27 protein-coding genes and 1 riboswitch are annotated in these 26,789 nt (G+C 68.7%); of the genes, 12 read left to right on the top strand and 15 right to left on the bottom strand.

Annotated features, from left to right (window positions below; translation table 11 throughout):
* Positions 1-54: 54 nt before the first annotated feature.
* The 3 genes from AC52GN_RS12495 (at position 55) to AC52GN_RS12485 (ending at position 1,448) form a co-directional block, all read left to right on the top strand.
* Complete coding sequence (locus tag AC52GN_RS12495; RefSeq protein WP_003168985.1) at positions 55-279, top strand: F0F1 ATP synthase subunit C; 225 nt, start codon at positions 55-57, stop codon at positions 277-279.
* An 81-nt stretch (positions 280-360) separates the two neighbouring features.
* Positions 361-933 (top strand): F0F1 ATP synthase subunit B family protein, encoded by a 573-nt coding sequence (locus AC52GN_RS12490; RefSeq protein ID WP_291777570.1) that lies wholly within the window; start codon positions 361-363, stop codon positions 931-933.
* Positions 933-1,448 carry a F0F1 ATP synthase subunit B gene (locus AC52GN_RS12485; RefSeq protein WP_496527296.1) on the top strand — a complete coding sequence of 172 codons (516 nt, stop codon included), beginning with the start codon at positions 933-935 and terminating at the stop codon, positions 1,446-1,448. The genes AC52GN_RS12490 and AC52GN_RS12485 overlap by 1 nt, the downstream gene beginning before the upstream one ends.
* A 112-nt stretch (positions 1,449-1,560) precedes the next feature.
* Here the strand turns inward: AC52GN_RS12485 and AC52GN_RS12480 are convergent, their stop codons facing one another.
* The 6 genes from AC52GN_RS12480 to gcvT all read right to left on the bottom strand — a co-directional run bounded on the left by AC52GN_RS12480 (position 1,561) and on the right by gcvT (position 7,388).
* Positions 1,561-1,971, bottom strand: coding sequence for a DUF6789 family protein (locus AC52GN_RS12480; protein WP_496527295.1), 411 nt, complete (start codon positions 1,969-1,971; stop codon positions 1,561-1,563).
* Positions 1,972-2,147: 176 nt separating this feature from the next.
* Positions 2,148-2,552, bottom strand: a complete 405-nt coding sequence (locus tag AC52GN_RS12475) for a PGPGW domain-containing protein (RefSeq protein ID WP_312219998.1) — start codon at positions 2,550-2,552, stop codon at positions 2,148-2,150.
* A 171-nt stretch (positions 2,553-2,723) separates the two neighbouring features.
* A complete protein-coding gene (gene gcvPB, locus AC52GN_RS12470; protein WP_496527294.1) occupies positions 2,724-4,301 on the bottom strand; it encodes an aminomethyl-transferring glycine dehydrogenase subunit GcvPB in 1,578 nt (525 codons plus the stop codon).
* Between the two features lie 15 nt (positions 4,302-4,316).
* Positions 4,317-5,663 carry an aminomethyl-transferring glycine dehydrogenase subunit GcvPA gene (gene gcvPA / locus AC52GN_RS12465; RefSeq protein WP_496527293.1) on the bottom strand — a complete coding sequence of 449 codons (1,347 nt, stop codon included), beginning with the start codon at positions 5,661-5,663 and terminating at the stop codon, positions 4,317-4,319.
* A 116-nt stretch (positions 5,664-5,779) separates the two neighbouring features.
* Entirely contained in the window at positions 5,780-6,145 is a 366-nt protein-coding gene (gene gcvH / locus AC52GN_RS12460) for a glycine cleavage system protein GcvH (protein WP_496527292.1), read from the bottom strand.
* A 133-nt stretch (positions 6,146-6,278) separates the two neighbouring features.
* Positions 6,279-7,388, bottom strand: a complete 1,110-nt coding sequence (gene gcvT, locus AC52GN_RS12455) for a glycine cleavage system aminomethyltransferase GcvT (protein WP_496527291.1) — start codon at positions 7,386-7,388, stop codon at positions 6,279-6,281.
* Positions 7,389-7,548: 160 nt separating this feature from the next.
* Positions 7,549-7,645: riboswitch (glycine riboswitch) on the bottom strand.
* Between the two features lie 114 nt (positions 7,646-7,759).
* On the opposite strand from gcvT, the gene AC52GN_RS12450 reads away from it, so the two are divergent.
* A complete protein-coding gene (locus AC52GN_RS12450; protein ID WP_496527290.1) occupies positions 7,760-8,728 on the top strand; it encodes a class 1 fructose-bisphosphatase in 969 nt (322 codons plus the stop codon).
* A 4-nt stretch (positions 8,729-8,732) separates the two neighbouring features.
* A complete protein-coding gene (gene pncA / locus AC52GN_RS12445; RefSeq protein WP_496527289.1) occupies positions 8,733-9,362 on the top strand; it encodes a bifunctional nicotinamidase/pyrazinamidase in 630 nt (209 codons plus the stop codon).
* A 156-nt stretch (positions 9,363-9,518) separates the two neighbouring features.
* On the opposite strand, the gene AC52GN_RS12440 is transcribed toward pncA, so the two are convergent.
* From AC52GN_RS12440 to AC52GN_RS12430, 3 genes are read right to left on the bottom strand one after another with little or no spacing between them, the layout of a single operon-like run.
* On the bottom strand, positions 9,519-10,529 hold the full coding sequence (locus tag AC52GN_RS12440; protein WP_496527288.1) for an adenosine deaminase: 1,011 nt from the start codon (positions 10,527-10,529) through the stop codon (positions 9,519-9,521).
* A 38-nt stretch (positions 10,530-10,567) separates the two neighbouring features.
* Positions 10,568-12,367, bottom strand: a complete 1,800-nt coding sequence (gene argS, locus AC52GN_RS12435) for an arginine--tRNA ligase (RefSeq protein ID WP_496527287.1) — start codon at positions 12,365-12,367, stop codon at positions 10,568-10,570.
* Positions 12,368-12,370: 3 nt separating this feature from the next.
* A complete protein-coding gene (locus tag AC52GN_RS12430) occupies positions 12,371-13,018 on the bottom strand; it encodes a Tat pathway signal sequence domain protein (RefSeq protein ID WP_291777603.1) in 648 nt (215 codons plus the stop codon).
* A 149-nt stretch (positions 13,019-13,167) separates the two neighbouring features.
* On the opposite strand from AC52GN_RS12430, the gene ispH reads away from it, so the two are divergent.
* The 3 genes from ispH to AC52GN_RS12415 all read left to right on the top strand — a co-directional run bounded on the left by ispH (position 13,168) and on the right by AC52GN_RS12415 (position 14,980).
* Positions 13,168-14,139 (top strand): 4-hydroxy-3-methylbut-2-enyl diphosphate reductase, encoded by a 972-nt coding sequence (gene ispH / locus AC52GN_RS12425; RefSeq protein WP_496527286.1) that lies wholly within the window; start codon positions 13,168-13,170, stop codon positions 14,137-14,139.
* A 34-nt stretch (positions 14,140-14,173) separates the two neighbouring features.
* Complete coding sequence (locus tag AC52GN_RS12420) at positions 14,174-14,629, top strand: Lrp/AsnC family transcriptional regulator (RefSeq protein ID WP_291777607.1); 456 nt, start codon at positions 14,174-14,176, stop codon at positions 14,627-14,629.
* A gap of 111 nt (positions 14,630-14,740) precedes the next feature.
* Positions 14,741-14,980, top strand: coding sequence for a DUF6356 family protein (locus tag AC52GN_RS12415; RefSeq protein ID WP_312219631.1), 240 nt, complete (start codon positions 14,741-14,743; stop codon positions 14,978-14,980).
* Between the two features lie 22 nt (positions 14,981-15,002).
* Here the strand turns inward: AC52GN_RS12415 and AC52GN_RS12410 are convergent, their stop codons facing one another.
* Entirely contained in the window at positions 15,003-15,410 is a 408-nt protein-coding gene (locus AC52GN_RS12410) for a protein tyrosine phosphatase family protein (RefSeq protein WP_312219630.1), read from the bottom strand.
* Between the two features lie 193 nt (positions 15,411-15,603).
* Between AC52GN_RS12410 and AC52GN_RS12405 the strand changes: the two genes are divergently transcribed.
* Together AC52GN_RS12405 and AC52GN_RS12400 are read left to right on the top strand one after the other, a co-directional pair.
* Complete coding sequence (locus AC52GN_RS12405) at positions 15,604-16,743, top strand: ABC transporter substrate-binding protein (protein ID WP_496527285.1); 1,140 nt, start codon at positions 15,604-15,606, stop codon at positions 16,741-16,743.
* A gap of 23 nt (positions 16,744-16,766) precedes the next feature.
* Positions 16,767-17,834 carry a YncE family protein gene (locus tag AC52GN_RS12400; RefSeq protein ID WP_496527284.1) on the top strand — a complete coding sequence of 356 codons (1,068 nt, stop codon included), beginning with the start codon at positions 16,767-16,769 and terminating at the stop codon, positions 17,832-17,834.
* 230 nt (positions 17,835-18,064) lie between these two features.
* Here the strand turns inward: AC52GN_RS12400 and AC52GN_RS12395 are convergent, their stop codons facing one another.
* Together AC52GN_RS12395 and AC52GN_RS12390 are read right to left on the bottom strand one after the other, a co-directional pair.
* Complete coding sequence (locus AC52GN_RS12395) at positions 18,065-18,850, bottom strand: ABC transporter ATP-binding protein (protein ID WP_496527283.1); 786 nt, start codon at positions 18,848-18,850, stop codon at positions 18,065-18,067.
* Positions 18,847-19,905, bottom strand: coding sequence for a FecCD family ABC transporter permease (locus tag AC52GN_RS12390; protein ID WP_496527282.1), 1,059 nt, complete (start codon positions 19,903-19,905; stop codon positions 18,847-18,849). Before AC52GN_RS12390 ends, AC52GN_RS12395 begins: the two co-directional genes overlap by 4 nt.
* A gap of 67 nt (positions 19,906-19,972) precedes the next feature.
* Between AC52GN_RS12390 and AC52GN_RS12385 the strand changes: the two genes are divergently transcribed.
* On the top strand, positions 19,973-20,743 hold the full coding sequence (locus AC52GN_RS12385) for an alpha/beta hydrolase (RefSeq protein ID WP_496527281.1): 771 nt from the start codon (positions 19,973-19,975) through the stop codon (positions 20,741-20,743).
* Between the two features lie 47 nt (positions 20,744-20,790).
* On the opposite strand, the gene AC52GN_RS12380 is transcribed toward AC52GN_RS12385, so the two are convergent.
* Both AC52GN_RS12380 and AC52GN_RS12375 read right to left on the bottom strand, forming a co-directional pair.
* Positions 20,791-22,212: a YncE family protein gene (locus AC52GN_RS12380; RefSeq protein ID WP_496527280.1), complete on the bottom strand. Its 1,422-nt coding sequence runs from the start codon at positions 22,210-22,212 to the stop codon at positions 20,791-20,793.
* An 18-nt stretch (positions 22,213-22,230) separates the two neighbouring features.
* Positions 22,231-24,300, bottom strand: a complete 2,070-nt coding sequence (locus AC52GN_RS12375; RefSeq protein ID WP_496527279.1) for a TonB-dependent receptor domain-containing protein — start codon at positions 24,298-24,300, stop codon at positions 22,231-22,233.
* Positions 24,301-24,608: 308 nt separating this feature from the next.
* Between AC52GN_RS12375 and AC52GN_RS12370 the strand changes: the two genes are divergently transcribed.
* Positions 24,609-25,544: a LysR family transcriptional regulator gene (locus AC52GN_RS12370; RefSeq protein WP_496527278.1), complete on the top strand. Its 936-nt coding sequence runs from the start codon at positions 24,609-24,611 to the stop codon at positions 25,542-25,544.
* Here the strand turns inward: AC52GN_RS12370 and AC52GN_RS12365 are convergent.
* Positions 25,531-26,733, bottom strand: a complete 1,203-nt coding sequence (locus tag AC52GN_RS12365) for an MFS transporter (protein ID WP_496527277.1) — start codon at positions 26,731-26,733, stop codon at positions 25,531-25,533. The two genes, AC52GN_RS12370 and AC52GN_RS12365, sit on opposite strands and share 14 nt — an antisense overlap.
* Positions 26,734-26,789 lie beyond the last annotated feature (56 nt).

Below are 26,789 nucleotides of genomic sequence, written 5' to 3'. Positions count from 1 at the left end.
CTGGTTCAGCACTAACCCCACCCTCCAACGCTCCAAAGAACTAGGAATATCATCATGGACGCTGAAGCCGCCAAGTACATCGGCGCTGGTCTGGCCACCCTCGGCATGATCGGCTCGGCCCTGGCCGTCGGCAACATCTTCGGCAACTTCCTGGCGGGCGCCCTGCGCAACCCGGCGGCGGCTGCCTCGCAAGTCGGCAACCTGTTCGTCGGCGCGGCTCTGGCCGAAGCCCTGGGCATCCTGGCCTTCGTGCTGGGCGTCCTGATGATCTTCGGCTGATCCCAGCCCACGATCTTTCAGAATAGACGGCGCGCGGGCCAGTCCTGCGCGCCGTTGTCCTGACTTAGCGATAGACGGTTCATGGCCATCACCCCCACACACGACGTTCAGATCCCGGCGCACGGCGACCTTCATGCGGAGACGCAGGCGGCGGCCGAACATGCCTCGGGCGGACTGCCCCAGTTCGAATTCCAGCATTGGGCCGGCCAGATCGGCTATCTGCTGATCCTGTTCGTCATCCTCTATGTGCTGGTGGCCAAGGTGTTCACGCCGCGCCTGCGCAAGGTGATGGACGAGCGCGCCCAGACCATCGACAGCGCCATCGCCGCCGCCCGCTCGGTTCAGGCCGAAGCCGCCGAACAGGCCGAGGCCGCCCGCGCCGAGGTCGAAAAGGCCCGCGCCGACGCCCGCGCCACCGCTGCTGCCGCCAAGCAGCGCGTCACCGAAGAATTCAACGCCCGTCTGGCTGCGGACGAAGCCGTGGTGAACGCCCGCATCGCTGATGCCGAGAGCGCCATCGCCAAGACGCGCGACGCCGCCATGACCAATGTCGCGACCATTGCGGCCGACGCCGCCGGCGCCATGCTGGACCGTCTGACCGGCTCCAAGGCCACCGACGCCGAACTGGCCGCCGCGATCAAGGGAGCCGTCTGATGCCCGCCTTCCTGACCAGTCATTTCTACGACATCGCCAATCCCGAGCTGTGGGTCGCCGTCGGCCTGCTGGTCTTCATCGCCATCGTGGTGATGGCCGGGGTGCCCAAGCTGGTCGCGACCAGCCTGGACGCCAAGGCGGCCAAGATTCAGGGCGATCTGGACGAGGCCGCCCGTCTGCGCGCCGAAGCCGAAGCCATGCTGGCCCAGATCCGTCAGGAGAAGGCCGAGGCCGAGGCCCAGGCCGCGGACCTGCTGGCCACCGCCCAGGCCGACGCCAAGCGCCTGGAAGCCGACGCCAAGGCGCGGATCGAGGAATCGACCGCTCGCCGCCAGGCCCTGGCCGAGCGCCGCATCGCCCAGGCCGAGGCTGAGGCCGCCCAAGAGGTCAAGGCTGCAGCCGCCGACCTGGCCGCCAAGGCCGCGCAACAGATTCTGGCGACGCGCATCGCCGGCGCCAAGACCGACCCGCTGATCGACCAGGCCATCGGCCAGATCGGCGGCAAGCTGAACTGATCGCCTCTGGCGTCGAGTCGGCCCCGAAAAGCATCAGGCCCCGCCGGCGACGGCGGGGCCTTTTGCTTGTCCGGATCCGGTTGTCGGGATCGAGACGTCTAGTGCGTCGGGGCTAGTGGGCCGGGGCGGCTCCGATCGGGGCCGCGCCGCGCTTCTCGCGCTCGACCAGCCGGGCGTAGACATTGCCCAGGACGGCGCCGAAGACCATGTGCAGCGCCAGCATCCACCCGAAGGTGCCGAAGCCGGAAGAGCCGGTGAAGGTCCGGTAGTCGCCGACCATGGTGATGAACAGCATCATCGCCACCCAGGCGCCGACGGCGAAGACGATGCCCTTGGTGATCGGCGTGGCGGTCGGCAGCCGCGGATAGGCTATGCCGAACAACGACCCCAGCACGACGGTGCCCATCACTAGGTGAATGGCCCAACCGGCGGCCATGTTGCCCGGCATGCCGAACATCTGGGCCACGACCCCCGGAAAGGGATCGAACAGGTGATTGAGGAACAGATTGACGAGCTCAAGCACGGAAACCACGACGGTAGCGACGAAGCCGGCGATGATTCCTTTTTTACGCGTGACATCATGTGAACAGCGCCTCCCAACGCTTTCAACTTCGAGACTACGCAAGGGGGAGCATACGCCGTTCCGGGCGGAAACGGCGTGAACGTCGTTCACATTGCCGTGTTTGCCTTGGCTTGGCCTTATTGTCGAAAGGCGCGCCAGGCCCGACGCAGGCGGCGGCGGAAGCGGGCCAGGGGGCGACGACGACGGCGCAGCACCATCTTCTCGGCGCGCAGGGTCTGCTGCCAGAAGACGGGAGCGATCTCGGGCTTCTTCCGCATCAGGCGGCGGAAGGGATAGACCCATTTGGGTCGGGCGCGCTGGGCGCGGATGAACTGACGCTTGGCCCACCAGGAGTTGCGCAGGACGATGACGAGACCCAGGGCGATGACCGGCACGCCGCCGGGGCCGGGCAGGGGCGCAATCAGCACGCCCAGCAGGATGACCACGAAGCCCACGGCCATCAGGGCCAGGCGACGCAGACGCCGCGCCAGCCCCGGACGGGGCGGCGGAGGCGGGCGCAGCGATGGCAGGACCAGGGTCACGGGGCGGCGTCTCGAACAAGGATTCGGCCAGGGAGGGCCGACAATCAGTAAACGCACGAGACAAGGCCGAAAGGCGGCGTCGCCATGACGCTTTCGTAAGTCGGTCCAGAAATGCAGAACGCCGTGTCCCGAAAGACACGGCGTTCCCTGAACTCAGGCTTGCAGGCCCGATCAGCCGGCGCGGTTGGAGCCTTCCGGCGCGGCCCAGCGCAGACGCGGCGAACGCGCGGCGCGGGTCTCGTCCAGACGCCGCAGGGGCGCATGGAAGGGCGCGCCCTTGAAGCGTTCGACGTCGCCGGCCTTGGCGGCGCCCGCCAGCAGGCGCATGGCCTCGATGAAGCGATCCAGTTCGGCCTTGGACTCCGTCTCGGTCGGCTCGATCAGCATGGCTCCGTGGACGACCAGAGGGAAATACATGGTCATGGGGTGGAAGCCCTCGTCGATCATCGCCTTGGCGAAGTCGAGCGTGGTGATGTCCGTGCCCTTCAGCCATTCGTCGTCGAACAGGGCCTCGTGCATGCAGGGGCCGTCGGGGAAGGCCGGGCTCATCAGGTCTTCGAGGCGGACCTTGATGTAGTTGGCGTTCAGCACGGCGTCCTCGGCCACCTGACGCAGACCGTCCGAGCCGTGGGACATCATGTAGCTGAGGGCGCGCACATACATGCCCATCTGCCCCTGGAAGGCGCACAGGCGTCCGAAGGCCTGTTCGGCCTCGTCTTCCTCACGCTCGACCAGCTTGTAGCCGTCGCCCGTGTTCACGACCCAAGGAGCGGGGGCGAAGGGGGCCAGGGCCTCCGACAGCACGACCGGACCCGCGCCCGGACCGCCGCCGCCGTGCGGCGTCGAGAAGGTCTTGTGCAGGTTGATGTGCATGGCGTCGACGCCCAGGTCGCCGGGGCGCACCCGGCCGACGATGGCGTTGAAGTTGGCGCCGTCGCAGTAGAAGTAGGCGCCCGCCTCGTGGGTCAGGCGGCTGATCTCCAGGATGTCGCGCTCGAACAGGCCACAGGTGTTCGGGTTCGTCACCATGATGGCCGCCACGTCCGGACCCAGCTTCGACGCCAGATCGGCCACGTCGACGCGGCCGTCGTCGGTCTGGGCCACTTCGACCACCGAATAGCCGACGAAAGCGGCCGTGGCCGGGTTGGTGCCGTGGGCCGAGGTCGGGACCAGCACCTTGCGGCGCTGCTCATGCTCGCCCTTGGCCTGGTGGGCGGCGCGGATGGCCATCAGGCCGCACAGTTCGCCGTGGGCGCCGGCCTTGGGCGATAGGGCCACCGCAGGCATCCCCGTCAGCGTCGTCAGCCAGTGGGCTAGCTGGTCCATCAGCTCCAGCGCGCCCTGCACCGTCGACTGCGGCTGCAGCGGGTGAATGTCCGAGAAGCCCGGCAGGCGCGCCATCTTTTCGTTCAGGCGCGGGTTGTGCTTCATCGTGCACGAACCCAGCGGATAGATGGCCAGGTCGATGGCGTGGTTCTTCTGGCTCAGGCGCACGTAGTGGCGCATGGCCTCGGGCTCCGACAGGCCGGGCAGGCCGATCGGATCCTTGCGGACCAGGTCGCCCAGGTCCGAGCCGTCGGTCTTGGCTTGCGGCAGATCGACCCCGGTCTTGCCCCAGCCTTCGCCTTCGAAGATCAGCGGCTCGTCCTGCAGCAGGCCGCGCCCGCCGGTCAGGGTGGCGGGCTTGTAGGAAGCGTCCGAGGCGGCGTTCGGGGCGGTCGGGCGGCCGACAGTGTTCATCGTGCTCATGGTTCCAATCTCCCCTTAGGCGGCCAGAACCTTGGCGAGCGCACCCGCCAGGATCTTGATGTCGGCGTCCAGCGTCGTCTCGGTGGCGGCGACCAGCAGGACGTCGTCGAGGCCCGCATCGGGCGCCAGACGGCTGTAGGGCACGCCGCACAGGACGCCGTTGTCCGCCATCGTCTGCACCACCTCAGCGGCGTTCTTCGGCAGCTTGACCGCGAACTCGTTGAAGAAGCGCGGGGTCAGGATCTCGACGCCCGGAATGGCGGCCAGGGCGTCGCGCGTGGCGAGCGCCTTCTCGTGGTTCAGCAGGGCCAGCTGGCGCAGGCCCGTCTCGCCCAGCAGGCTCATGTGGATGGTGAAGGCCAGGCAGCACAGGCCCGAGTTGGTGCAGATGTTCGACGTCGCCTTGTCGCGGCGGATGTGCTGCTCGCGCGTCGACAGGGTCAGGACGAAGCCGCGCCTGCCCTCGGCGTCCACCGTCTCGCCGCAGTAGCGGCCGGGCGTCTGGCGCAGCAGCTTCTCGCGGGTGGCGAACAGGCCGATGTAGGGGCCGCCGAAGTTCAGGGCGTTGCCGATCGACTGACCCTCGGCCGCGACGATGTCGGCGCCCATCTCGCCGGGCGACTTCAGCAGGCCCATCGACACGGCCTCGGTCGTCACCACGATCAGCAGGGCGCCCGCAGCGTGGGCGGCCTCGGCGATCTTCGTCACGTCGGTGGCCGTGCCGAAGACGTTCGGGGTCTGGACGACGACGCAGGCCGTGTCCTTGCCGATGGCGGCGATGACGGCGTCTTCGGCGTCGACGGCGGCGGTCAGGGCTTCAGTCTCGACGCCGACGGCGTGGACCACGGTCTCGGTCGCCTTGACGTAGTGCGGGTGGACCCCGCCCGAGATGACGGCCTTGTTGCGGCGGGTCACGCGGGTGGCCATCAGCACGCCCTCGGCCATCGCCGTCGACCCATCGTAGAGCGAGGCGTTGGCGACTTCCATGCCGGTCAGGTTGGCGACCTGGGTCTGGAACTCGTAGAGATATTGCAGGGTCCCTTGCGCGATTTCCGGCTGATAGGGGGTGTAGCTGGTCAGGAACTCCGACCGCTGGATTACGTGATCGACCGTGGCCGGGACGTGGTGCTTGTAGGCCCCGGCGCCGCAGAAGAAGGGCACGGTTCCGGCCGTGGCGTTCTTGCTCGCCATGGTCGAGAGGGCGCGTTCGACCTCCAGCTCGCCCGCCACGCGGGGCAGGTCGACGAAGCCGTCGCGGCGCGCGGCCTGCGGCACGTCGATGAACAGGTCGTCGATGGATTTGGCGCCGATGGCGGCCAGCATGGCCTCACGGTCGTCGGGCGTCAGGGGGAGGTAGCGCATTCTATATTCCGCTCATCCCCGCGGAAGCGGGGACCCAGGTTTAAGCTTCAAACACCGCTGCTTGACCCCAAGGAACTGGGTCCCCGCTTCCGCGGGGATGAGCGGAGAGGGAGACCTTACAGGGTGGTCAGATATTCGTCGTAGGCGGCGCGGTCCATCAGGCCGTCCAGCACCGAGGCGTCGGACACCTTGATCTTGGCGAACCAGCCTTCGCCTTCGGGATCGGCGTTGACGGTTTCCGGGGCGTCGGCCAGGGCGGCGTTGCCCTCGATCACTTCGCCCGCGATGGGGGCGTAGACGTCCGAGGCGGCCTTGACCGATTCCACGACGGCGAAGCTGTCGCCGACCGAGACGGTCTTGCCGGCTTCCGGCGTCTCGACGAACACCACGTCGCCCAGGGCGTCAGCGGCGTGCTTGGAGATGCCGACCGTGGCGACGTCGCCGTCGAGGCGAACCCACTCGTGATCCTTGGTGAACTTCATCTTGGTCTTCCCTTTTGTCGTCATCCTCGGGTTTGACCCGAGGATCGAGCCCTGGAGCGGGCGGTTGGTCTAGAACTTCCAGCGTCGAGCGGCGGACCGCCCGGCCCTCGGGGCGAGCCCGAGGGTGACGGTCTTATTTCGGCTTGCGGTAGTAGCGGGTCGCCACGAAAGGCGTGGCGACGACTTCGGCGGCGGCGGGGCGGCCGCGCACCAGAACCTTCAGTTCCGCGCCCAACTCGGCGAAGGCCGGCGGCACATAGCCCATGGCGATGTTGTGTCCCAGCGTCGGCGAGGGGCCGCCCGAGGTGACCTTGCCGATCACGGCGCCGTCCATGTCGGCGATCTCGGCGCCTTCGCGGGCGGGAGCGCCTTCCTTGACGTGCAGGCCGACGCGGACGCGGGCCGGGCCGTCGGCCAGTTGTTTCAGAATGGTCTCGGCGCCGGCGAAGTCGGCGCGTTCCTTGCGCGACTTGGACAGGGCGAAGGTCAGCCCCGCCTCGACCGGGGTGATCGTTGCGTCGACATCGTGGCCGTGCAGCGGCAGACCGGCTTCCAGACGCAAGGAGTCGCGCGCGCCCAGGCCGACCGGCTTCACCCGCGCGTCCGACAGCAGCAGGCCCCACACGCGCTCTGCGGCGGCGGCCGGAACTGAAATCTCATAGCCGTCCTCACCGGTGTAGCCCGAGCGCGAGACGATGCAGTCCTCGTCGAACAGGCGGATGGCGCGGCAGTCCATGAAGCCCATGTCGGCCAGTTCCGCCGAATGGGCGGCCATGACGGCGGCCGCTTCAGGCCCCTGAATGGCCAGCAGGGCGCGGTCCAGCACCTCCAGCTTGGCGTCGCCCGACAGATGGGCGTTCAGGAAGGCGAAGTCGGCGTCCTTATTGCCCGCGTTGACGACGATGTAGAGGCCGTCCTCGAACGGCTTGCCCGCCATCAGATCGTCCATGACGCCGCCCTGTTCGTTCAGCAGCAGGGTGTATTTCTGCTTGCCGGGCTTCACGATCGCATAGTCGCCGGGGACGAAGCGCTCGAACTGCGCGATGGCGTCGGCGCCGGTGATGCGCGCCTGGCCCATGTGGGAGACATCGAACAGGCCGGCGTGCTCGCGGGTCCAGCGGTGCTCGGCCAGCACGCCTTCATACTGGACCGGCATGTCATAGCCGCCGAAGCCGACCATGCGGGCGCCAAGCGCGCGATGCGCGGCGTTGAGGGGGGTAGTCTTAAGGGCCTGATCGCTCATGGCGTCGCCTCCGGGTCGCAGGTTGCGGCGATAGCTTCGCCGTCGTTGCGCCCCCGCTGTCCTGAAGCCTGAGAGATTCCGACCGTTCCCGAAAAGGTTCGGCCTTGCTCCGTCGGCGCGCGTCGGGACCCTCCGTCCTTCGGCGACTTTCCAGCGTCCGTGCGCTTTCGCGGTCCTTTTGCCTGAGCGTTTCCGGGGCGGTTGCGCCTTCGGCTCCGGGCGCCGCGAACGGACCCGATCTCTCCCGCGAGAGCGTTCGACCTAAGGCCCCGACTCCGGCGCAGAGTCAAGCGGCGCCGGACTTGCCGCCGTCGATCCTAAGGGCCATGAGGGGCGGAACCGCGCTTCGCCCACAGGATTTGAAGGACGTCATGACCGCCCGCACCGATCTCGCCGCCCACCTCGCCTCCCTCGACCTGCCGCAGGGTCTGGTCGAGACGCTGACGACGGCGGCCGCCGCCTGTGTCGAGATCCGCCAGGTGGTGGCGGGCGGCGCCCTGGTCGGCGCCCTGGGCGCGTCGGGCGCCGTCAATGTGCAGGACGAAGAGCAGAAGAAGCTCGACGTCATCGCCGACGACATCCTGACTGACGCCCTGTTGGCCTGCCCGGCCGTGGCGGGGGTGGCGTCCGAGGAAAAGGACACGATGCAGCCCTCGGCGAACGCGGCGGGCGAATATCTGGTGCTGTTCGATCCGCTGGACGGCTCGTCCAACATCGACATCAATGCCCCGGTCGGCACCATCGTCTCGGTGCTGAAGGCGCCGTCGGCCCAGCCGAGCGAGGCCGACTTCCTGCAATCGGGCCGCCATCAGGTCGCGGCGCTCTACGCCGTCTACGCCGGTCAGGCCATGCTGGTGCTGACGACGGGCAAGGGCGTGGCGGGCTTCACCCTGGCGCCGGACGGCCGCTGGCTGATGACGCATGAGGACGTGCGCATTCCGGCCGATACGAAGGAATTCGCCATCAACATGTCGAACCAGCGCCACTGGGCCGAGAGCGTCCAGCGCTATGTCGACGGCTGCCTGAAGGGCGCCGAGGGGCCGCGCGGCAAGAACTTCAACATGCGCTGGGTCGCCGCCATGGTGGCCGACGTGCACCGCATCCTGATGCGCGGCGGCGTCTTCCTCTATCCGTGGGACAAGCGCGAGCCGAACAAGCCGGGCAAGCTGCGCCTGATGTATGAGGGCAACCCCATGTCCTTCCTGGTCGAACAGGCGGGCGGCAAGTCCACCACCGACGGCAAACAGGCCATCATGGACGTGACCCCGACCGAGCTGCACCAGCGGGTGCCGGTCGTGCTCGGCTCGGCCAACGAAGTCGACCAGATCGCGGCGGCCTGACGCCATGCAGATCGCCGCCACAGATGCGCTCCTTGTCATCGACGCCCAGAACGATTTCTGCGAGGGCGGCGCCCTGGCGGTTCAGGGCGGGGCGGCGATCATGCCCCTGATCAATCGGCTGGCCGAGCGGTTCGCCGCCGTCATCGCCACCCAGGACTGGCACACGCCGGACCAGATCAGCTTCGCCTCCAACCACGCGGGCGCGGCGCCCTTCACGCAGATTGAGGTCGCCTACGGGCCTCAGATGCTGTGGCCGGATCACTGCGTGCAGGGCACGCCGGGGGCGGATTTCCACCCCGACGCGGCGCCTGCCGTGACCAAGGCGCTGGCCATGGTCCGCAAGGGCTACAACCCGGCGGTCGATTCCTATTCCGGCTTCTATGAGAACGACCACAGGACGGCGACGGGTCTGGCGGGCCTGCTGCGCGATCTGGGGGTGAAGCGCGTCTTCCTGTGCGGCCTGGCCTATGACTACTGCGTGCGCTTCACCGCCGAGGACGCGGTGCGCGAGGGCTTTGAGGCCGTGGTCATCGAAGACGCCTGTCGCGCCATCGCCCCGGACACGGCGGCGGCGGCCAAGGCCGGGTTTGCGACGCTGGGCGTGGCGGAGATCGAGGCCGATCGTCTTTTCTAGCCGCCCCGCTTCCCATTCCGCTCATCCCGGCGGACTCCGGGATCCAGTTCTTTGGTGACAGGCATCGCCGATGCCGACGGGCATCCTGTGCCGTGGAGCGCGTTGCTCTCACTGGATCCCGGCGTCCGCCGGGATGAGCGGTAGAGTGGAGCCAGCTCAGTTCGCCGCCGCGTAGGCCTCGACCTCGGCGATCCGTGCGGCCTTGTCGGCGTCGCTGAGGAAACTGCCCTCAAAGCTGTTCTTCGCCAGTTGCACGACCTGTTCGCGTGTGAGGCCGACCGCCTTGGCCAGTTCGATATAGTTCGCGTTCACATAGCCGCCGAAATAGGACGGATCGTCCGAGTTCAGGGTGACGTGCAGACCCCGACGCAGCATCTCGGGGACCGAGTGGTCCTTCAGATCCCTGACCACGCGCAGCTTCAGGTTCGACAGGGGGCAGACGGTCAGCGTCATCTGCTCGGCGGCCAGACGGGCGATCAGGGCCTCGTCCTCCATCGAGCGGTTGCCGTGGTCCATGCGGTCGATGTGCAGCAGGTCCAGGGCCTCGCGCACGTATTCGGGCGGACCTTCCTCGCCGGCGTGGGCGCACAGCTTCAGGCCCAGGTCGCGCGCGGCGGCGAAGACGCGCTGGAATTTCGACGGCGGGTGACCGACCTCGGACGAATCCAGTCCGACGCCGATGAAGTGATGAAGATAGGGCTCGGCGGCCTCCAGCGTGGCGAAGGCTTCGTCCTCGCTGAGGTGGCGCAGGAAGCTGAGGATCAGGCCGCTGGTGACGCCCAGCTCATTCTTCGCCCGGTCCATGCCCGCGATCAGGCCCTCGACCACGACGGCGAAGGGCACGCCCCGGTCGGTGTGGGTCTGGGGGTCGAAGAAGATCTCGGCGTGGCGGACGTTGTCGGCGGCGGCGCGCTGGAAATAGGCGAAGGCCAGGTCCTCGAAGTCCTGACGCGTCAGCAGCACGGCCGCGCCCGCGTAATAGATGTCGAGGAAGTCCTGCAGGTTCGAGAAGTCATAGGCCGCGCGCACGGCCTCGACGCTGTCATAGGGGATGGCGACGCCGTTGCGCTGCGCCAGTTCGAACATCAGTTCGGGCTCGAGCGAGCCCTCGATGTGCAGGTGCAGTTCGGCCTTGGGCAGGCGCGCGATGAAGGCGTCGAGGGACATGGGGGAGGCTCCTTGGCGGTCGCCTCCCCCTTATCACATTACATCCGCTCGGGCGTCTCGATGCCCAGCAGGCGCAGCGCCGTCTCCAGCTGGTGCAGGGTCGCGGCGGCCAGGGCCAGACGCGAGCCCTTGGTCGCGGCGTCCGGCGCGACCAAGATCGGGCAGGCGGCGTAGAATTCCGAGAAGCTCTGCGCCAGCCGATAGGCGTGCTCGGCGATCAGGTTGGGCGAACGCTTGTCATAGGCGTCGGCCGTGGCCGCGTCGAAGGCGTCCAGCGTCAGGGCCAGGTCGCGCTCGGCGGCTTCCTCGATGACGATGGGGGCCAGGGGCACGCCCTGTTCCGCCGCCTTGCGCAGCAGGGATTTCACCCGCACGGCCTGATACAGCAGATAGGGGCCGGTCTTGCCCTCGAAACTCATGAAGCGGTCGAGGTCGAAGACGTAAGAGGTCGTGCGGTTGTTCGACAGGTCCGAGAACTTCAGCGCGGCGACCGCCACCTTGTGGGCGATGTCCTCGAACTCCTCGGCGGGCAGGTCGTCGCCCAGCTTGGCCTCGTGCAGACGCTCGCGCGCCTTGTCGGTCGCCATGTCGATCAGGTCGCGCAGCTTCAGCACGCCGCCGGCGCGGGTCTTGAACGGCTTGCCGTCCGCGCCGTTCATGGTGCCGAAGCCGAGGTGCTCCAGCGACTTCTCGGGGGCGTATCCGGCCAGATAGGCGGCGCGGAAGACCTGTTCGAAATGCTCGGCCTGACGTTCGTCGACGACGTAGAGGATCAGGTCGGGATCAATGGACTTGTGGCGGTCCAGAATGGTGGCCAGGTCGGTCGTGCCGTACATGGCCGAGCCTTCCGAGCTGATGACCAGCAGGGGCGGGGGCGACGGCGCCTCGATTACCGAGCCGTCGGCCAACTTCTTCTTGCGCGTCTCGCCGTCGCGGGCGACGTGGACCACCTGGGCGCCGTCGTCCTCGACCAGCAGGCCCTTGGCCTTCAGGTCGGCGATCATCTCGTCCATCAGGGGATCGGCGTCGCTCTCGCCGTTCCACAGGTCGAAGTCGACCGACAGGTCGTCATATTCGCGCTTCAGCGCCTCGCGGCTGACGGCGACGAAGTGCGACCACAGGGCGCGATAGCCGGGGCGGCCGCCCTGCAGTTCGGCGGTCGCCTTGCGGGCGCGGTCGCGGAAGGCGGGATCTTCCTTGGCCTTGCCCGCCGCCAGCGGATAGAGGCGGTCGAGGTCGGCCAGCGTCACCGGCGTCTCGGCCGGGAAGGGACCGTCGCCCTCGGCCATGAAGGCGTCGGCCAGACCTTCGTCGCCGCAGGCGGTGATCAGCAGGCCCATCTGGAAGCCCCAGTCGCCGAAGTGGGCGTCGCCGGTCACCTCGTCGCCGCGCAGGCGGAACAGCCGCTTCAGGCTCTCGCCGATGATGGCGCTGCGCAGGTGGCCGACGTGCATGGGCTTGGCCACGTTCGGGCCGCCGTAGTCGATCACCACCTTGCGCGGCTCGACGCGCGAGGCGCCGGCCAGGTCTTCATCCGCCGCGACCTCGGCCGCGCGCCGGGCCAGGGCCGCGTTCGACAGCTTCATGTTGATGAAGCCGGGACCGGCGACCTCGACCGAGGACAGGCGCGGATCGGCGGCCAGACGCTCGGCCACCTTGGCGGCCAGTTCGCGCGGGTTGGCTTTCAGCGCCTTTGCGGCGGCCAGGGCGCCGTTCGACTGGAAGTCGGCCAGATCGGGACGGTCGGAGGCGGTGACGCGGGCCAGGGCCTTGTCCACGCCTTCGGCGGCGAAGGCGGCTCCGACCGCTTCGCCGAGAGAAGTCTTGAGGTCGGTCATGTCTTAGTTGGTCTGCTGGCCCGCAGTCGGACGGAATCGGCTGCCGGATCGGTTGAACTCGGCCATCTGGGGCGTGACGTCGAAGCCGATGAGGACTTCGAAATTGCCGCCGCTGGTGGAGGCGTCGGCGCGCGGGATGACGATGGTCTGGCTGGCCTCGGCCTGGGTGCGGTCGGCGCCGCCGAAGGTCACGGGCAGGTCGAAATATTCCTTGGCCAGGACGGCGGAGTTCCGCTCGGTCACGGCGATCCAGTAGCGATAGGTGCGGGCGTCGCCTTCGGCCTGCGGACCCTTGCCCAGGCTGAACAGCAGGTTCATGTCCAGGCGGATCGGATCGTCTTCGCGGTAGACGCAGTCGGAACTGACGCCCTCGATCTCGCCGGTGAAGCCGACGCCGGTGGTCGTCGGGCGCTCATAATCCGACAGTTCGACGTAGCGAGCCGCGTCGTAGAGAATCTTCACATAGGGGCAGGGGCCGGCGTTGGCGCGGCGGCTCAGAGGCGCGAAACGCATCGGGCGAGACGGGGCCTTTTCAGCCTGCTGGCCGCCCTGTTGGCCGCCCTGGGGGCGTCCGCTCTGGGCCTCGGCGGCGTGAGGGATCAGCGCGGCCGTAAGGGAGAGGGCGGCGAGGGCGGTCAGGACGCGACGCATCAGGAGCTTTCCGGCAGTCGATGAAGGCGGGGCCGATCGGACGCCCGAACGGGCCACGCTGGGTGGTGATAGCGGCTAAAGCGAGGCGCGGCAAACGGCGTGCGGACTTCCGGTGGCGATCCGGCGCGCAAAGCCTTAAGTTCGCACCCATGAACGCGCTTGTCCCCCCTTCGCAGTTTCAACGCCGGCCCCTGTCCGTCCGCATGGCGACGCCGCGCGGCTTCTGCGCCGGGGTGGATCGGGCCATCCAGATCGTCGAGCGGGCGATCGAGAAATACGGCGCCCCCGTCTATGTCAGGCATGAGATCGTCCACAACCGCCACGTCGTCGACCGGCTGAAGGGCCTGGGCGCCGTTTTCGTCAAGGAGCTGGACGAGTGCCCGGACGACCGTCCGGTGGTCTTCTCGGCTCACGGGGTGCCCAAGTCGGTGCCCGCGACGGCGCGTTCGCGCGAGATGCTGTTTTTGGACGCCACCTGTCCCCTGGTGTCCAAGGTCCATGTCGAGGCCGAGCGCAATTTCGCAGCAGGGCGCCACGTCATCCTGATCGGCCACGCGGGCCACCCCGAGGTCGTCGGCACCATGGGCCAGCTGCCCGCCGGGGCCATCAGCCTGGTCGAGACGGTCGAGGATGCGGAAGGCTTCCAGCGCCCCGGCGACCAGCCGCTGGCCTACGCCACCCAGACGACGCTGTCGGTGGACGACACGGCCGAGATTCTGGCGGCGCTGAAGCGGCGCTTCCCCGAACTGCCCGACCCGCACAAGGAAGACATCTGCTACGCCACCACCAACCGTCAGGAGGCGGTCAAGCGGCTGGGCGAGGGCTGCGGCCTGGTGCTGGTGGTGGGATCGAAGAACTCGTCCAACTCGGCGCGGCTGGTGGATGTGGCGCTGAAGGCCGGCGCAGGCGACGCGCGTCTGGTCGATGACGCGGGCGATCTGGACTGGGGCTGGTTCGACGGGGTCGAGACGGTCGGTCTGACCGCCGGGGCTTCGGCGCCCGAGCCGCTGGTCCTGGGGGTGATCGAGGCGCTGCGCACGCGCTTCGACGTGACGGTGACCGAGGACGACGGCGCCCGCGAGACGGTGACCTTCAAACTGCCGCGCGCCCTGACGGCCTGAGACGACGGCGTGGTCGGCCGGGGAGGGCCGTGACATGAGCGCACTGGACGCCATCGACCGCCGCCTGCTGGCCATACTGCAGGACGACGCCACCGTTCCCATCGCCGAACTGGCCGAGCGGGTGGGCCTGTCGCAGACGCCGTGCTGGAAACGGGTGAAGCGGCTTCAGGACACGGGGATCATCGCCGCGCGCGTGGCCCTGCTGGACCGCGAGGCGCTGGACCTGCCTCTGGTGGTCTTCGTCTCGGTCAAGACGCGCCGGCACGACGCCGAATGGCTGGAGGCGTTCAAGGCGGCCGCCGCCCTGCCCGAAGTGGTGGAGTTCTACCGGATGAGCGGCGACGTCGACTATCTGCTCAAGGTGCTGGTCAAGGACATCGCCGCCTATGACCGCTTCTATCGCCGTCTGATCGCCATCGCCCCGCTGGACGACGTCTCCTCCAGCTTCGCCATGGAACAGATCAAGTTCACCACGGCCCTTCCGCTCTGATGGGCGGGCAGGCGAGAATATTATTCTCCTGAGCCATCAAATTCGGGGAACAGGCAGAAATGATTCTCTTCGGTGATCGGAATACCTTCCGCAGTCTGTAGCGGAGGGTTCATGTTCAAGCGTCTGTTCGTCGATCACCCGGCCTCGGTCGGAGAGAGCTATGTGGAGCATATGGGCGTCGCCGCCTCGTTCGGCGCGGCCATGTTCGTCGGCTCCTTGGCCTGCTTCGTCCATGCGGTGTTTCCGGGCCTGTGCGTCAAGACCGGCAGCGGGGTGGTCACGACCCTGCATCGCCGCATGGTGACCCACCGCGTCGACCCCGCCCGGCTGACGGCGCCGGAGCAGGACTGAGGCCGCGGCTTCCTCGCGGGCTCTATAGGCGCGAGGCGAGAGGCGAGACGTCGTAGCCGGCCTGGGCGGCCAGGGTGATGATCTCCTCGGCCGGGCGTTCGCCCGCCTGGGACAGGGCCCAGAGATAGGTGGTGCGCGTGCCCGAGCGGCAGTAGCCGAGGATCGGGTGGGGCAGGTCCGCCAGGGCGGCCTTGAAACGAGCCACGTCGTCCGGCGTCATGGCGCCGCCGCGAATGGGGATGTGGACGAAGGGCAGGCCCGCAGCCTCGGCGGCGGCGCGGATGTCCTCGGTCATCGGCTGGCCCGGCTCCTCGGCGTCGGGGCGGTTGGAGATGATGGCGCGATAGCCCTGGGCGGCGGCGGTCGGCACGTCTTCGGGCTGGATCTGCGGCGAGACGTGCAGACGGTCTTCCAATGGGCGGATGTTCATGGCGCGGGTCTCTGCTCAAGGGGCGGAAGGGACGGAGGCGGGGCGGTGAAAGCAGCCCTAGCATGAAAACGGGCCCGCGGATGGTCGTGCGTCCGCTGCGACAAATCAGCGATTGAAGCTGACACTGATTATCATTAAGCGTCGCTCGTGAAACGCCGCTGGCGTTGCTGATGAATGGGCGGAGAACGGGCCGATGGTCGAGGTGAGGTTGGGGCGTCGGGCCCTGCTGCTGGGCGCCGCCGCCCTGATGGCGACCGGGGCGGCCGCCTGCACGCGTCGCGACCAGGCCGGGCCGTCCTCCCTGCTGACCGATCTGCGCGACCGGCCGCTGGCGATCACTCCGCCGGTGACGAAGCTGTCGATCGACGACAGCCGCTTCCTGATCGCCCTGTCGCTGATCCATCCCGATCCGGTCAGTCTGCTGGCGGCCTGGGCGGGCGACGTGAACCGACTCAGCCCCGAAATCTACGCCGCCTACCTGGAGAGGTCGCCGGCGCTGGCGACCTTGCCGAAGACGCCGAGCTCGGCCGCCGCCTTCAACGTCGAGGCGGTGCTGGGCGCCCAGCCGCAGGTGGCCCTGGTGTCGCTGGATTCCGGCCCGACCGACGCCCAAACCGCCCAGTTGGAGCAGGCGGGCGTGCGCGTGGCCTATATCGACTTCTTCCAGCACCCGTTTGAAAATCAGTCGCGCAGCCTGTCCCTGTTGGGATCCATGATCGGCCGCGAGGACCAGGCGCAGGCCTACAACGCCTTCCGCGCCGCCCGGTTGAAGGTCATCTCCGACCGCGTGGCGGGTCTTACGGATGCGCAGAAGCCGACGGTCTTCCTGGAAGCCCACGCGGGCAACGGGCCGGACTGCTGCAACTCGGTGGGCGCCGGGAACATCGGCGACTATCTGAGCTTCGTCGGCGCTCGCAACATCGGCGCCGAGGTGTTGAAACAGCCGTCGGGCAAGCTGAACCTGGAGTTCGTGGTCGAGCGCGATCCCGACATCTACATCGCCACCGGCGGCCCGCACCTTGAGAAGAGCGGCGGCTTCGTCGTCGGCCCGAAATATGACGTGGAGACCTCGCGCGCCTCGTTGCGCCGCGTGGCCGGGCGGCGCGGCCTGTCGACCCTGAAGGCGGTGCGCGAGGGCAAGGTGCACGGCCTGTCGCACCAGCTGATCAACTCGCCCATCGACATCGTCGCCACCGAAGTCCTGGCCAAGTGGATCCAGCCCGAACTGTTCGCCGATCTGGACCCGCGCGCGACGCTGGACACGATCAACAAGGACTTCCTGGCCGTCCCCTATCGCGGGGACTACTGGACCGATCTGGTCCCGGCCGCCTGATGATTTCACCACGGAGAATCGCCATGACCACCCTGCGCAACGGCCTGATGACCGTCGCCGCCTTCGCCGCCCTGGCGATCGCTTCGACCGCCTCCGCCCAGACGATCGAGAAGACCGTCAAGGTCGAGCACGGCGGCCTGTATGAGATCGTCTTCAACCCGGCCGACAACGACCTCTATGTCGCCGCCGTCGGCCCGCGCGGCGCCAACCAGGCGCAGATCATCCGCCTGCAAGGCCAGACGCTGGAGCCGGAGTCCTCGATCGACGTCTCGGCCAATCCGCTCTACGGCCTGAATCTGAACACCCGCACCCAGATCCTGTACGGCACCGACACCCGCGCGGGCGTGATCACGGCCATCAACGCCCGCACGGGCGAAGTGATCGGCTCGGTCCGCAATGGCGAGAACGGCGGCCACGTCCGCCAGGTCGTCGTCGATGAGGCGAACAACAAGGTCTACATCACCGACGTCGGCGGCGAAGCGGGCGACGCCGCCAAGCCGAACCTCGTCTGGGTCATCGACGGGGCGACCAACACCCTGGAACGCACCATCCCGGTTCAGGTCGGCACCCTGATGGGCGCCGCGCTCGATGCGTCGACGAACCGCCTCTATGTCACGGGCATGGGCAGCAACGAAGTCGCCGCCATCGATCTGGCCACGGGCGAAACCGTCGGCCAATGGCCGTCGGGCGCCGACGCGGCGATCAATATCGCCGTGGATTCCGAGGGCCGCCGCCTGTTCGTGGCGCATCAGAAGTCGGGCGAGCTGACGGTTCTGAACGCCGACACCGGCGCCCTGATCCACAAGGTCGTCACCGGCGCGGGCGCCCTGAGCGTCGCGTACAACGGCGCGGTCAAGCAGATCTACGTCGCCAACCGGCAGGCGGGCACGGTGACGGTGCTGGATTCGGACACTTATGCCGTGAAGGCGAACCTGGAGACGGGCACCTTCCCCCAGACCATCGCCATCGATCGCGCCACCAACGCCGTCTACATCACGAACAAGGCGCGCGGCCTGCCGCGCAACGCCCCGGCCGGCACCCCGGTCCCGGTCGACCCGACCGGCGACGTGGTGACGCTGATCCGTCCGTAAAGACGCTTGTCGCCCTCTCCCGGTGGGAGAGGGCTTGAGCCTCCAAGAGCGAAGCGATTGGCTAAGGCGAAAGGGTGAGGGTTCGCGGGTGAAGTCGGCCGAAGGCCGTGGTGCTGAAGCTGGTGCTGCGGCTTACGCCGAAGGCAAGTACGGAACCCTCACCCTTTCGCGCCAGAGCGACGGCTGCGCCGCCGCGCGCTCAAGCCCTCTCCCATCGGGAGAGGGAAGCCTTAACCCAGCACGTCGTCGATCATGACCTGCAGCGCGCCGCGGTCGCAGCGCTGGACGCGGGCCGAGACGCGATAGACCTCGGCCAGGATATCGGGCGTGATCGCCTCGTCCGGCGTTCCGAAGGCGACCAGCTGTCCCTTGGCCATGACGGCGATCCGGTCCGAGACGCGCGCCGCCGCCTGAAGGTCGTGCAAAACGATCATCACCGTCATGCCCCGTTCGGCCGCGGCCTCGCGCGCCAGGTCCAGCACGCGCAACTGATAGTGCAGGTCCAGGGCGCTGGTGGGCTCGTCCAGCAGCAACAGGCGCGGCTCGCGCGCCAGGGCCTGGGCCAGACCCGTCAGCTGTTTCTGGCCGCCCGACAGTCGGTCCAGCCGCTGTCCGGCCAGCGCCTCGGCGTTGATCCGTTGCAGCACCTCATAGGCGCGTTCGGCCGCCTGGGCGTCGGTGTAGACGGCGCCGCGCAGGGGCGTGGCGCGGATCGAGGCCACCACCGTCTCCAACACCGTCAGAGCCACGCCCTGCGGCAGGGTCTGCGGCATGTAGGTGACGCGCTTGGCCCGGTCGGCCAGCGACAGCCGGGTCAGCTCCGCCTCGTCCAGACGGATCGAGCCGTGCGCCGGGATCAGCCCCGCTAGACTGCGCAGCAGGGTGCTCTTGCCCGCGCCGTTGGGGCCGACGACCGACACCACTTCACCGGCGGTCAGGGGCGGCAGGCTGAAGCCGCTGATGATGGGCTGGCCGCCGTATCCGGCGTCGAGGCCGCTGATCGACAGTTCGCTCATGCCCGGCCTCCGTTGCGGAAGATCAGCAGCAGGAAGACCGGCACCCCGATCACGGCGGTGACGATGCCGACGGGCATCAGCACGCCCGGCACGATGATCTTGGACGCCGCCGAGGCCAGCGACATGATGACCGCCCCGGCCAGCACGCTGGCGGGCAGGAAGTAGCGGTGATCCTCGCCGACCAGCAGGCGGGCGATGTGCGGCCCGACCAGGCCGATGAAGCCGATGGCGCCGACGAAGGCCACGGCCGTCGCCGACAGCAGGCTGACCCGCAGCAGCGACAGGAAGCGCAGCCGCTTCACATCGACGCCGAAGCTCATGGCCCGGTCCTCGCCCAGCCGCAGCGCCGTCAGGGCGCGCGACGACAGAAGAGAGAAGGGCGTGACCACGACCAGCACGACCGCCAGGGCCGCGACATTGCTCCAGGTCGCGCGCGACAGCGATCCCATGGTCCAGAACACCAGTTGCTGCAGCGCCTCGGCCGAGGACAGGAACTGCACCAGCGCCGTCAGGGCGTTGAAGGCGAAAACGAGCGCGATGCCGAACAGGACGATGCTCTCGATGCCCGACCCCTTCATCCGCGCCAGGGCCTGAAGCGCCAGCACCGAACCGAAGGCGAAGACGAAGGCGTTCAGCGGCACCAGCCAGTCCGCCCCGATGAAGGACGATCCCAGACCCAGCACGATCGCCAGCGACGCCCCAAACGACGCCGCCGAGGAGACGCCCAGCGTAAAGGGGCTGGCCAGCGGATTGTTCAGCACCGTCTGCATCTCGGCGCCCGCCAGGGCCAGCGCCGCGCCGACCATCATCGCCATCAGGGCGTAGGGCAGGCGCACCTGCCAGACGATGGCCTGCTGGGCTGTGCTCAGGCTGGACGGATCGAACACCCCTTGCAGCACCGTCAGGGGCGAGATCGACGACGGGCCGGTGGCGATGTCGAGCAGCAGGGCCGCCACAGCCATGACGGCCAGAACGGCGATGGCGAACAGCTTGGTCCGCACGCTTCGGGAATAGGCGACGACCGCCTCGGGCAGGGCGTTTTCAGCGTTCGCCAATTCACGAACTCCACTCAGAGAATGCGTCGCAATACATATCAATGGCCAGATAGGCTAGGGTGGCCGTATGACGCTGACCTCGCCCGCCCCTGCCGACACATCGCCGAACGCCATGGCTCCCGACACGACCCAGCCCTACGCCATCCGCCTGCCCGCTGTCGATGGCGCGCCCGCCGTGGATGTGCAGGTGGCGACGCCTCAGGGCGAACGGCCGCCCGGCGGCTGGCCGGTTCTGGTGCTGCTGGAGGGGGAGGCCTTCTTCGACACGGCCGCCCAGGTGTCCGGACGGCTGCTGCGGCGCTCGGCCAAGACGCGGGTGGATGCGATGATGACGGCGGGGGTGTCGTTGTCGGGGGTGACCGACCGTGTCGCCGCCTACGCCTTCACGCCGGGGCCGCAGGGCCAGGCGCCCGAGCCGCGCGGCGCGGCCCTGCTGGCGCGCCTGAGTTCGGAGGTGCTGCCGCAACTGGCGGCCCTGGGCGCCGATCCCGCGCAGGCGGTGCTGATGGGTCATTCCATGTCGGGCCTTTTCGTCCTCGAGGCGCGAGCAGCCGGGGCGCCCTTCGCCCGCTACGCCGCCATCAGCCCATCGATCTGGTGGAACCCGGCGGTGGTCGCCGCCCAGCCCGAGCGCGCGAATCTGCTGGTCGCGGTCGGCGCCCGTGAGGAGATGGCCGGGCTGCCGCCCGCGCACCTGGCCCGGCGCATGGTCTCCAACGCCCGCGATCTGGAGGCCCGTGGGGCGAGCCTGCGGGTGCTGGAGGACGAGGATCACGGCTCGACGCCCTATGCGGCCCTGCCGGCCGTGCTGCGGTTCGCCGCGCCTTATCGAGGCTAGGCGACGGGGCAAGAAAAAGCCCCGCGCCGGGCGCGGGGCTGTTCGGATCAACGCGCCGGGCGGATACGCAGCACGGAGTCGTTTCCGTCCGTGGTCCAGCCGGACTTGACCGCGACATAGACGTTGCCGCGTCCGTCGGTCGAGACGTGGTTCGCCACCGGCGGGGCGGGCAGGTTGGCGACGATGCGGCCGTCGACATCCGTCACCGTCACCGTGCCCGCGCCGAAGGTGCTGACGAAGGCGCGACGCGACTTCGGCTCGAACACCACGTTCAGGGCGCCCGCGCCGACCGGGGTGTCGGCCACGACTGAACCGTCCGAACCGTTCAGCACCACCAGGTTGTCGGTGCCCTGGGCCGCGACGAAGATGCGGTCGGTCTGCGGATCGTGCGAGACGCCGATCACGCTGCGCGCGCCGGGCACGGGGAAGACGTTCAGCACCGTGTCCGCCGCCGCGTCGATGACCGCGACCTCATTGGTCGAGTTGGAGGCGACGTACAGGCGGCGCGCCTCGCGATCATAGGAGACGCTGGCGGCCGAGAAGGTCTCGCCGCGCACGGTCGAGTCGATCTTGATGCGCTTGGCGACCGTCAGGGCGGCGGTGTCGAACACCACGACCTCGGGCTCGAAGGTGGCGCTGGCGTAGGCCTTGCCGTGCTCTTCGTCGATGACGACGTCACGGGCGTGGTTGACGGTGCCCGGCTCGAACTGGCGCACCAGCGACAGGTCCGACTGGCGATAGACGGCCACCGTGTTCTGGCGGCTGTTGGAGACCCAGACGGTGTCGTTGGCGTCATCGACGCCGACGCCGTAGACGGCGAAGACGCCGCCGTCCTGGGGCTGGCCGTCGCGGCCGGTGCGGCCCGGCGCGGCGGCCGGGGTGACGCGGGCCTCGACCGCCAGGGTGTCGGCGTTCAGACGCAGCAGCTCCGACTGGCGCACCGGCGGGCGGCCGACGGCTGAGGTGGCGAAGACGGCGTTGCGCTTGGCGCTATAGGCGGTCTGGTACAGGCCGCGCGTCGGCTGGATGCTGGTGATCCGATAGGCCGCCTCATTCGATAGCGGCACGTTCGGCGAAATCTTCAGATCGGCCAGGACGGCGTTGTAGGGCGACTGCGACACCGCCACGATCGGGTGGTTGCCGGGCTGGGCGTTCGCCGGCAGCGTCAGGCGCGCCTCGAAGCCGCCCTCGGCGTTGGCCGTGATCGGGCCGGTCGACAGCGGCGTCTGGCCGTACATCAGGACGATGCTCTGGCCCGGATGGAAGCCGCGGCCATTGGCCACGACCGGACCGCCCGGCAGGACGGGCTTGCCGCGCTCGCCGGACGAGAAGCCGACCTGGCCGCCGTCCAGGCGCTCGGGCGCCGAGAACAGGGCCTGGGCCGAAGCCAGGGTCGGCACGGCGACGGCCGAAGCCGCCAGAAGGGCGCCGAGGGCGGCGCCGCGAAGGGATTTGCTCAGGGTAGTCATGATCGCAGTTTCTCCGGATCAGAAGCGGGTGGTCAGGCCAACGAAGAAGCGGCGGCCGGGCGAGTAGTAGCCGTCGCCGGCGGTGCCGCTGACCTTCTCGTTGAAGAGGTTGGAGACACCGGCCCGCAGCGTCACCGTGTCGGACGCCTCATAGGCGGTGGTCAGGTCGAACTCGGTGCGGGCGTTGGTCAGGGTCGAGCCGCCGCTGAGTTGTTCGCCGGTGTACTGGGCCGACAGCATGAGCCCCAGGCGGTCCGTGGCCCGCCAGTCCAGCGAGGCGTATCCCGACCATTCCGGCGTGGTGATCAGGCTGGCCCCGGTGTCCAGGTTCTTGGCCTCGATCATCCAGGTGGCGTTGCCGCGCAGGGTCAGGTCGTAGGGCAGGGCCGCAGAACCGCTGAGTTCCAGGCCCTTGGTGCGGGCGCGCTGGACGTTCTCGTTCTTGGTCCACCAGCGGCCTTCGAAATAGCCCAGCGGCGCGTACTGGATCTTGTTCTCGAAGTCGGTGTGGAAATAGGTGGCGGCGAAGCTGTAGGCGGCGCCGTCATAGGCGAAGCCGAACTCGTAGCTGGTGCTTTCCTCGGGCTTGAGGTTCGGATTGCCCGCCATCCAGCAACTGCCCGAGGTGTAGATCAGCGGATTGCCGTTTCCGTCCAGGATCGGGTCGCCGTTCTTGTCCTTGGCGGCCATGCCGATCAGACCCCGGCAGCCGTTGCCGCCCGAGTTGGTCGCGGCGCCGGCGCTGTTTTCCTTCAGGGACGGGGCGCGGAAGCCCTTGGAGACGCCGCCGCGCAGGGTCCAGGCCTCGGCCGGATGCCAGACCAGATAGGCGCGCGGGCTGAAGTGCTCGCCGTATTTATCGTGGCTGTCCAGACGGCCGCCGAGCGTCAGGAGCAGGTTCTCGCGCAGGGTGATCTGGTCCTCGGCGAAGATGGCCGCCGTGTCCCCCTTCAGCGTGGCCCCGGTAATGACGTTGCCGTCATAGTCGATCGGCACCGTGCCGATGGTGTCGGTGTTGGTCAGCTCTTCCTGGCGATACTGGGCGCCGAGGGCGAACTTGTGCAGCCAGACGAAATTCTTCTCGAAGTTCCACAGGCCGTCGACGATCCACTCCTCGAACTCGCCGGAGCCGCCGTACTCGCCCATCGCCTTGTTCTCGAAGGCGTTGCGATAGACGTCCAGACGCGTCTTGCCGAAGGACCATTCGCCCTCGTGGCTGGCGCGGAAATTGGTGCGTTCGGTCTCGGAGCCGAAGGCCCCCTGCGGCGTCAGTTCGCCGTTGCGGTTCGGCACCAGCAGCTTGGGCGCCAGGGGCTCCTCCACCCCGTAGTTGGCCTCGAACGAGAAGTTGTGATTCTCGACCGGCGCCCAGTTCAGCACGCCGTTCAGGCTCTTGTTGACGACGCCGCCCGCGCCGTTGTTGCTCGAGATGTTCACCTCGTCCGGATTGGTGCGGGCGTAGGTCGCGCCCAGGCGCAGGCCCAGGTTTTCCGTGAGGGGGCCGGCCACGTTGACGCCCAGCTGATAGGCGTCGCCGCGTTCGGAATCCTCGGACCAAGTGTAGCTGGTGTTGGCCGAGCCGCGCCACGTCGGGGCGATCTTGCGGGTGATGATGTTGATGACCCCGCCCATGGCGTCGGAGCCGTAGAGGGACGACATCGGCCCGCGCACCACCTCGATACGCTCGATCATGTCGGGCGAGATCCAGTTCAGGTCCTGGCGGCCCAGGTCGGGGCGATAGCTGATGTCGCGCGAATTGCCGACGCGACGCCCGTCGACCAGCACCAGGGTGTAGTTGTCCGGCAGGCCGCGGATGGTGATCTTGGACATGGCGCCGGTCGGGCTGACGCCGCCGGTCACGCCGGGCAGACGGCCCAGCAGTTCGCCCAGGCTCTGCACCGGCTGGCGCTCGATCTCGTCGCGGGTGATGACGCTGACCGAGGCGGGGGCGTTGCGGACGTCCACGGCCGTGCCTGACGCCGTGACGATGACGTCGCCGACCGAGGTGGCCTGGGGATCGACGCCGGAGGCGTCCGGCAGGGCGGTCTCGGCCAGAGCCGGCGAGGCGGCGAGAAGGGTTGATGTCATCAGGCCCAGCCCGATGCGGCGTTTCGATAGGTGCATCTGCGCCCCCAGAGGCGTGCGTTAGGCGGGCGCCAGGCGCCCGGGGAGGGGAGGAAAGCTCGACCGTGCGAGCGACTCGCTCCTAATAATCATTCGCAATATTGTCTCAATGTCGGATTCGGCATGGGGCCTATTCGCCTGGCTGCATGAGGGCGCGGCCGTCGGGAAGCGGCGAGAAACGGGGCGCGAACCACAGGGCGAGTGTGTTGCAATTAAGAGGCGTTCTTAATACAGCCGGGGACGACGCGCCGGGCGTCATGCAGCGAGGCCATATGTCGGGGCGACTTCCCCACCGCGTCGATTTCACCCTGCTTCAGCATCTTCAGGTGCTGATCGAGCAGCGCAGCGTCTCGCGCGCGGCCGAGCGTCTGGGCATCGGCCAGCCGGCGATGAGCCGCATCCTGGCCCGGCTGCGCGATCAGTTCGACGACCCCCTGCTGGTGCGCGGTCCGCGCGGCATGATGCCGACGCCGCGCGCCGAGGCCTTGTCCGGCCCCCTGCGCGCCTGGCTTGAGGCGGGGGAGAGCCTGCTGCGCGATCCCGACCTGGATCTCGGACGCATGAAGCGGGTGTTCCGTCTGGCTTCCACCGACTTCGGCCTGCTCAGCGTCCTGACGCCCGCCATCGCGCGCATTGCTCAGGAGGCGGCCGGGGTGGAGCTGGACGTCGAGCCTCTGTCGGATGCCAGCCTGAGGCGGCTTGAGGACGGGCGGCTGGATCTGGTGCTGACCGGCTGGAATCCCGAGGGCGCGGGGCTGAAGTCGCGCTGGCTGTTCCGTGAGACTCATCTGGGCCTGGCGCGGCCGGACCATCCTGTGCATCAGGCGACGCCGACGCACGCCGAACTGCTGCGGTGGCCCCATGTCGCGCCGTCGGCCGGGGACGGCTTCGGCGACTGGGTGGCGGACGACCTGCCGGACATGGCCGAGCGCCGCGTCCTGGTGCGAGCCGAGAGCTTCGCCCTGGTCCCCTATCTGTTGCAGACGAGCGAGGCGGTGGCCCTGCTGCCGCGCCGGGCGGCCGAGCATTTCGCCGCCGCGCATGGCCTGCGCGTCTTCCCGGCGCCGCAGGAGATGCGGCCGTTCGACTATCACCTAGTCTGGCACGAACGCTCTGACGGCGACGCCGGAACCCGGTGGCTGGCCGACGCCCTGTCCGCCGGGTTCGAGGTCGGGCAAGCCGACCTTGACGCGCTTAGCCGACCTTAACGCGCGTGGCGGGCCACAGCGCCGCGATCAGGATCATCACCGCCGATACGGCGTAGGGCGCGCCGTGCGCCGCCTGATAGGCCAAGGTTCCGGCCAGCGGCCCCAGCACGGCGCCCAGTCCCTGCGCGGCCCCGACGGCCCCGGCGGCGGCGCCTTGCTCATGGGCCTCGACCGCATTGGCGGCCAGCGCCGATTGCGAGGGATAGACCCAGCCCATGCCTGCCGCGATGACGCCATAGGCGGCCCACAGTTGCAGCGGCGTGGCGGCGAAGGCGGCGCCGACGAAGCCGACGGCGGCGACGCTCCCGCCGATGCGGATGAAGCGCGAGGGCGTCCAGTTCAACCGGCGCAGCACCATCTGGGCCGAGAACAGCACCACGCCGACCACGGCCAGGGCGATTCCCGCCGTGCGCGCCGCCTCGTTGGGCGACAGGCCGAAGCGGTCCAGAGCCAGGAAGCCGACCACCACCTGGCAGACGACGACGCCGCACATGGCGGCGAAGGCGGTGACGACGGCGCGGCGGATGCGCGCGTCCGACAGCTTCAGCGCCGACTTCCTGCGGGTCTCATGCGGCGCGTCGGCGGGCAGGAACCGCCACACGGCGATGAAGGCCAGGACGGGCAGGGCGGAGATGATGATCAGGGAGGCGCTGAGGCTCCATCCGGCCAGCAGGCCCGCCGCACCCGGTCCGAAGACGATGCCCAGCGAACTGGCCGCGCCGACGGCGCCCATGGCGCGAGCGCGCTCGTGGGGCGCCGTGTGGTCGGCGACCACGGCGGCGCAGATCGGCGGCACGGCGGCGTAGAAGGCCCCGGCGGCGGTGCGCGCCGCCGTCATGCCCAGGAAGCTGACGATGGCCGCCGGAACCAGGGCCAGGGCCGCGCTCATGAACAGGCCCAGCGCCGCATAGCTGACGGCGAACCCGGCCAGGGCGATCAACAGCACCTTGCGCCGTCCGACCTCGTCGCTGCGCGCGCCCCAGAAGCGGGCCATCAGCATCCAGGCCAGACCCGCCGCCGTCACCGCCGCGCCGACATGCCAGGGCTGCAGGCCCAGCAGCCGCGCCATCGGCCCGACCACGGCGACGAAGGCCATCATCGACATGCTGCCGACGCCCGCGGTGAACAGCAGGGGCTTCAGGCTGAAGGCGCCGCCGGGGGCTGCGACAGTCGTGGTGGCGGAGGTCATGAGCGGCTCTTGCACGGAAAGGAGCGGCTTGATCGACTAATTGAGAACGAATTGCA

It is taken from the genome of Brevundimonas sp. SS2672 (assembly GCF_059579685.1).
This window is presented reverse-complemented; position numbering and strand designations above follow the sequence as displayed.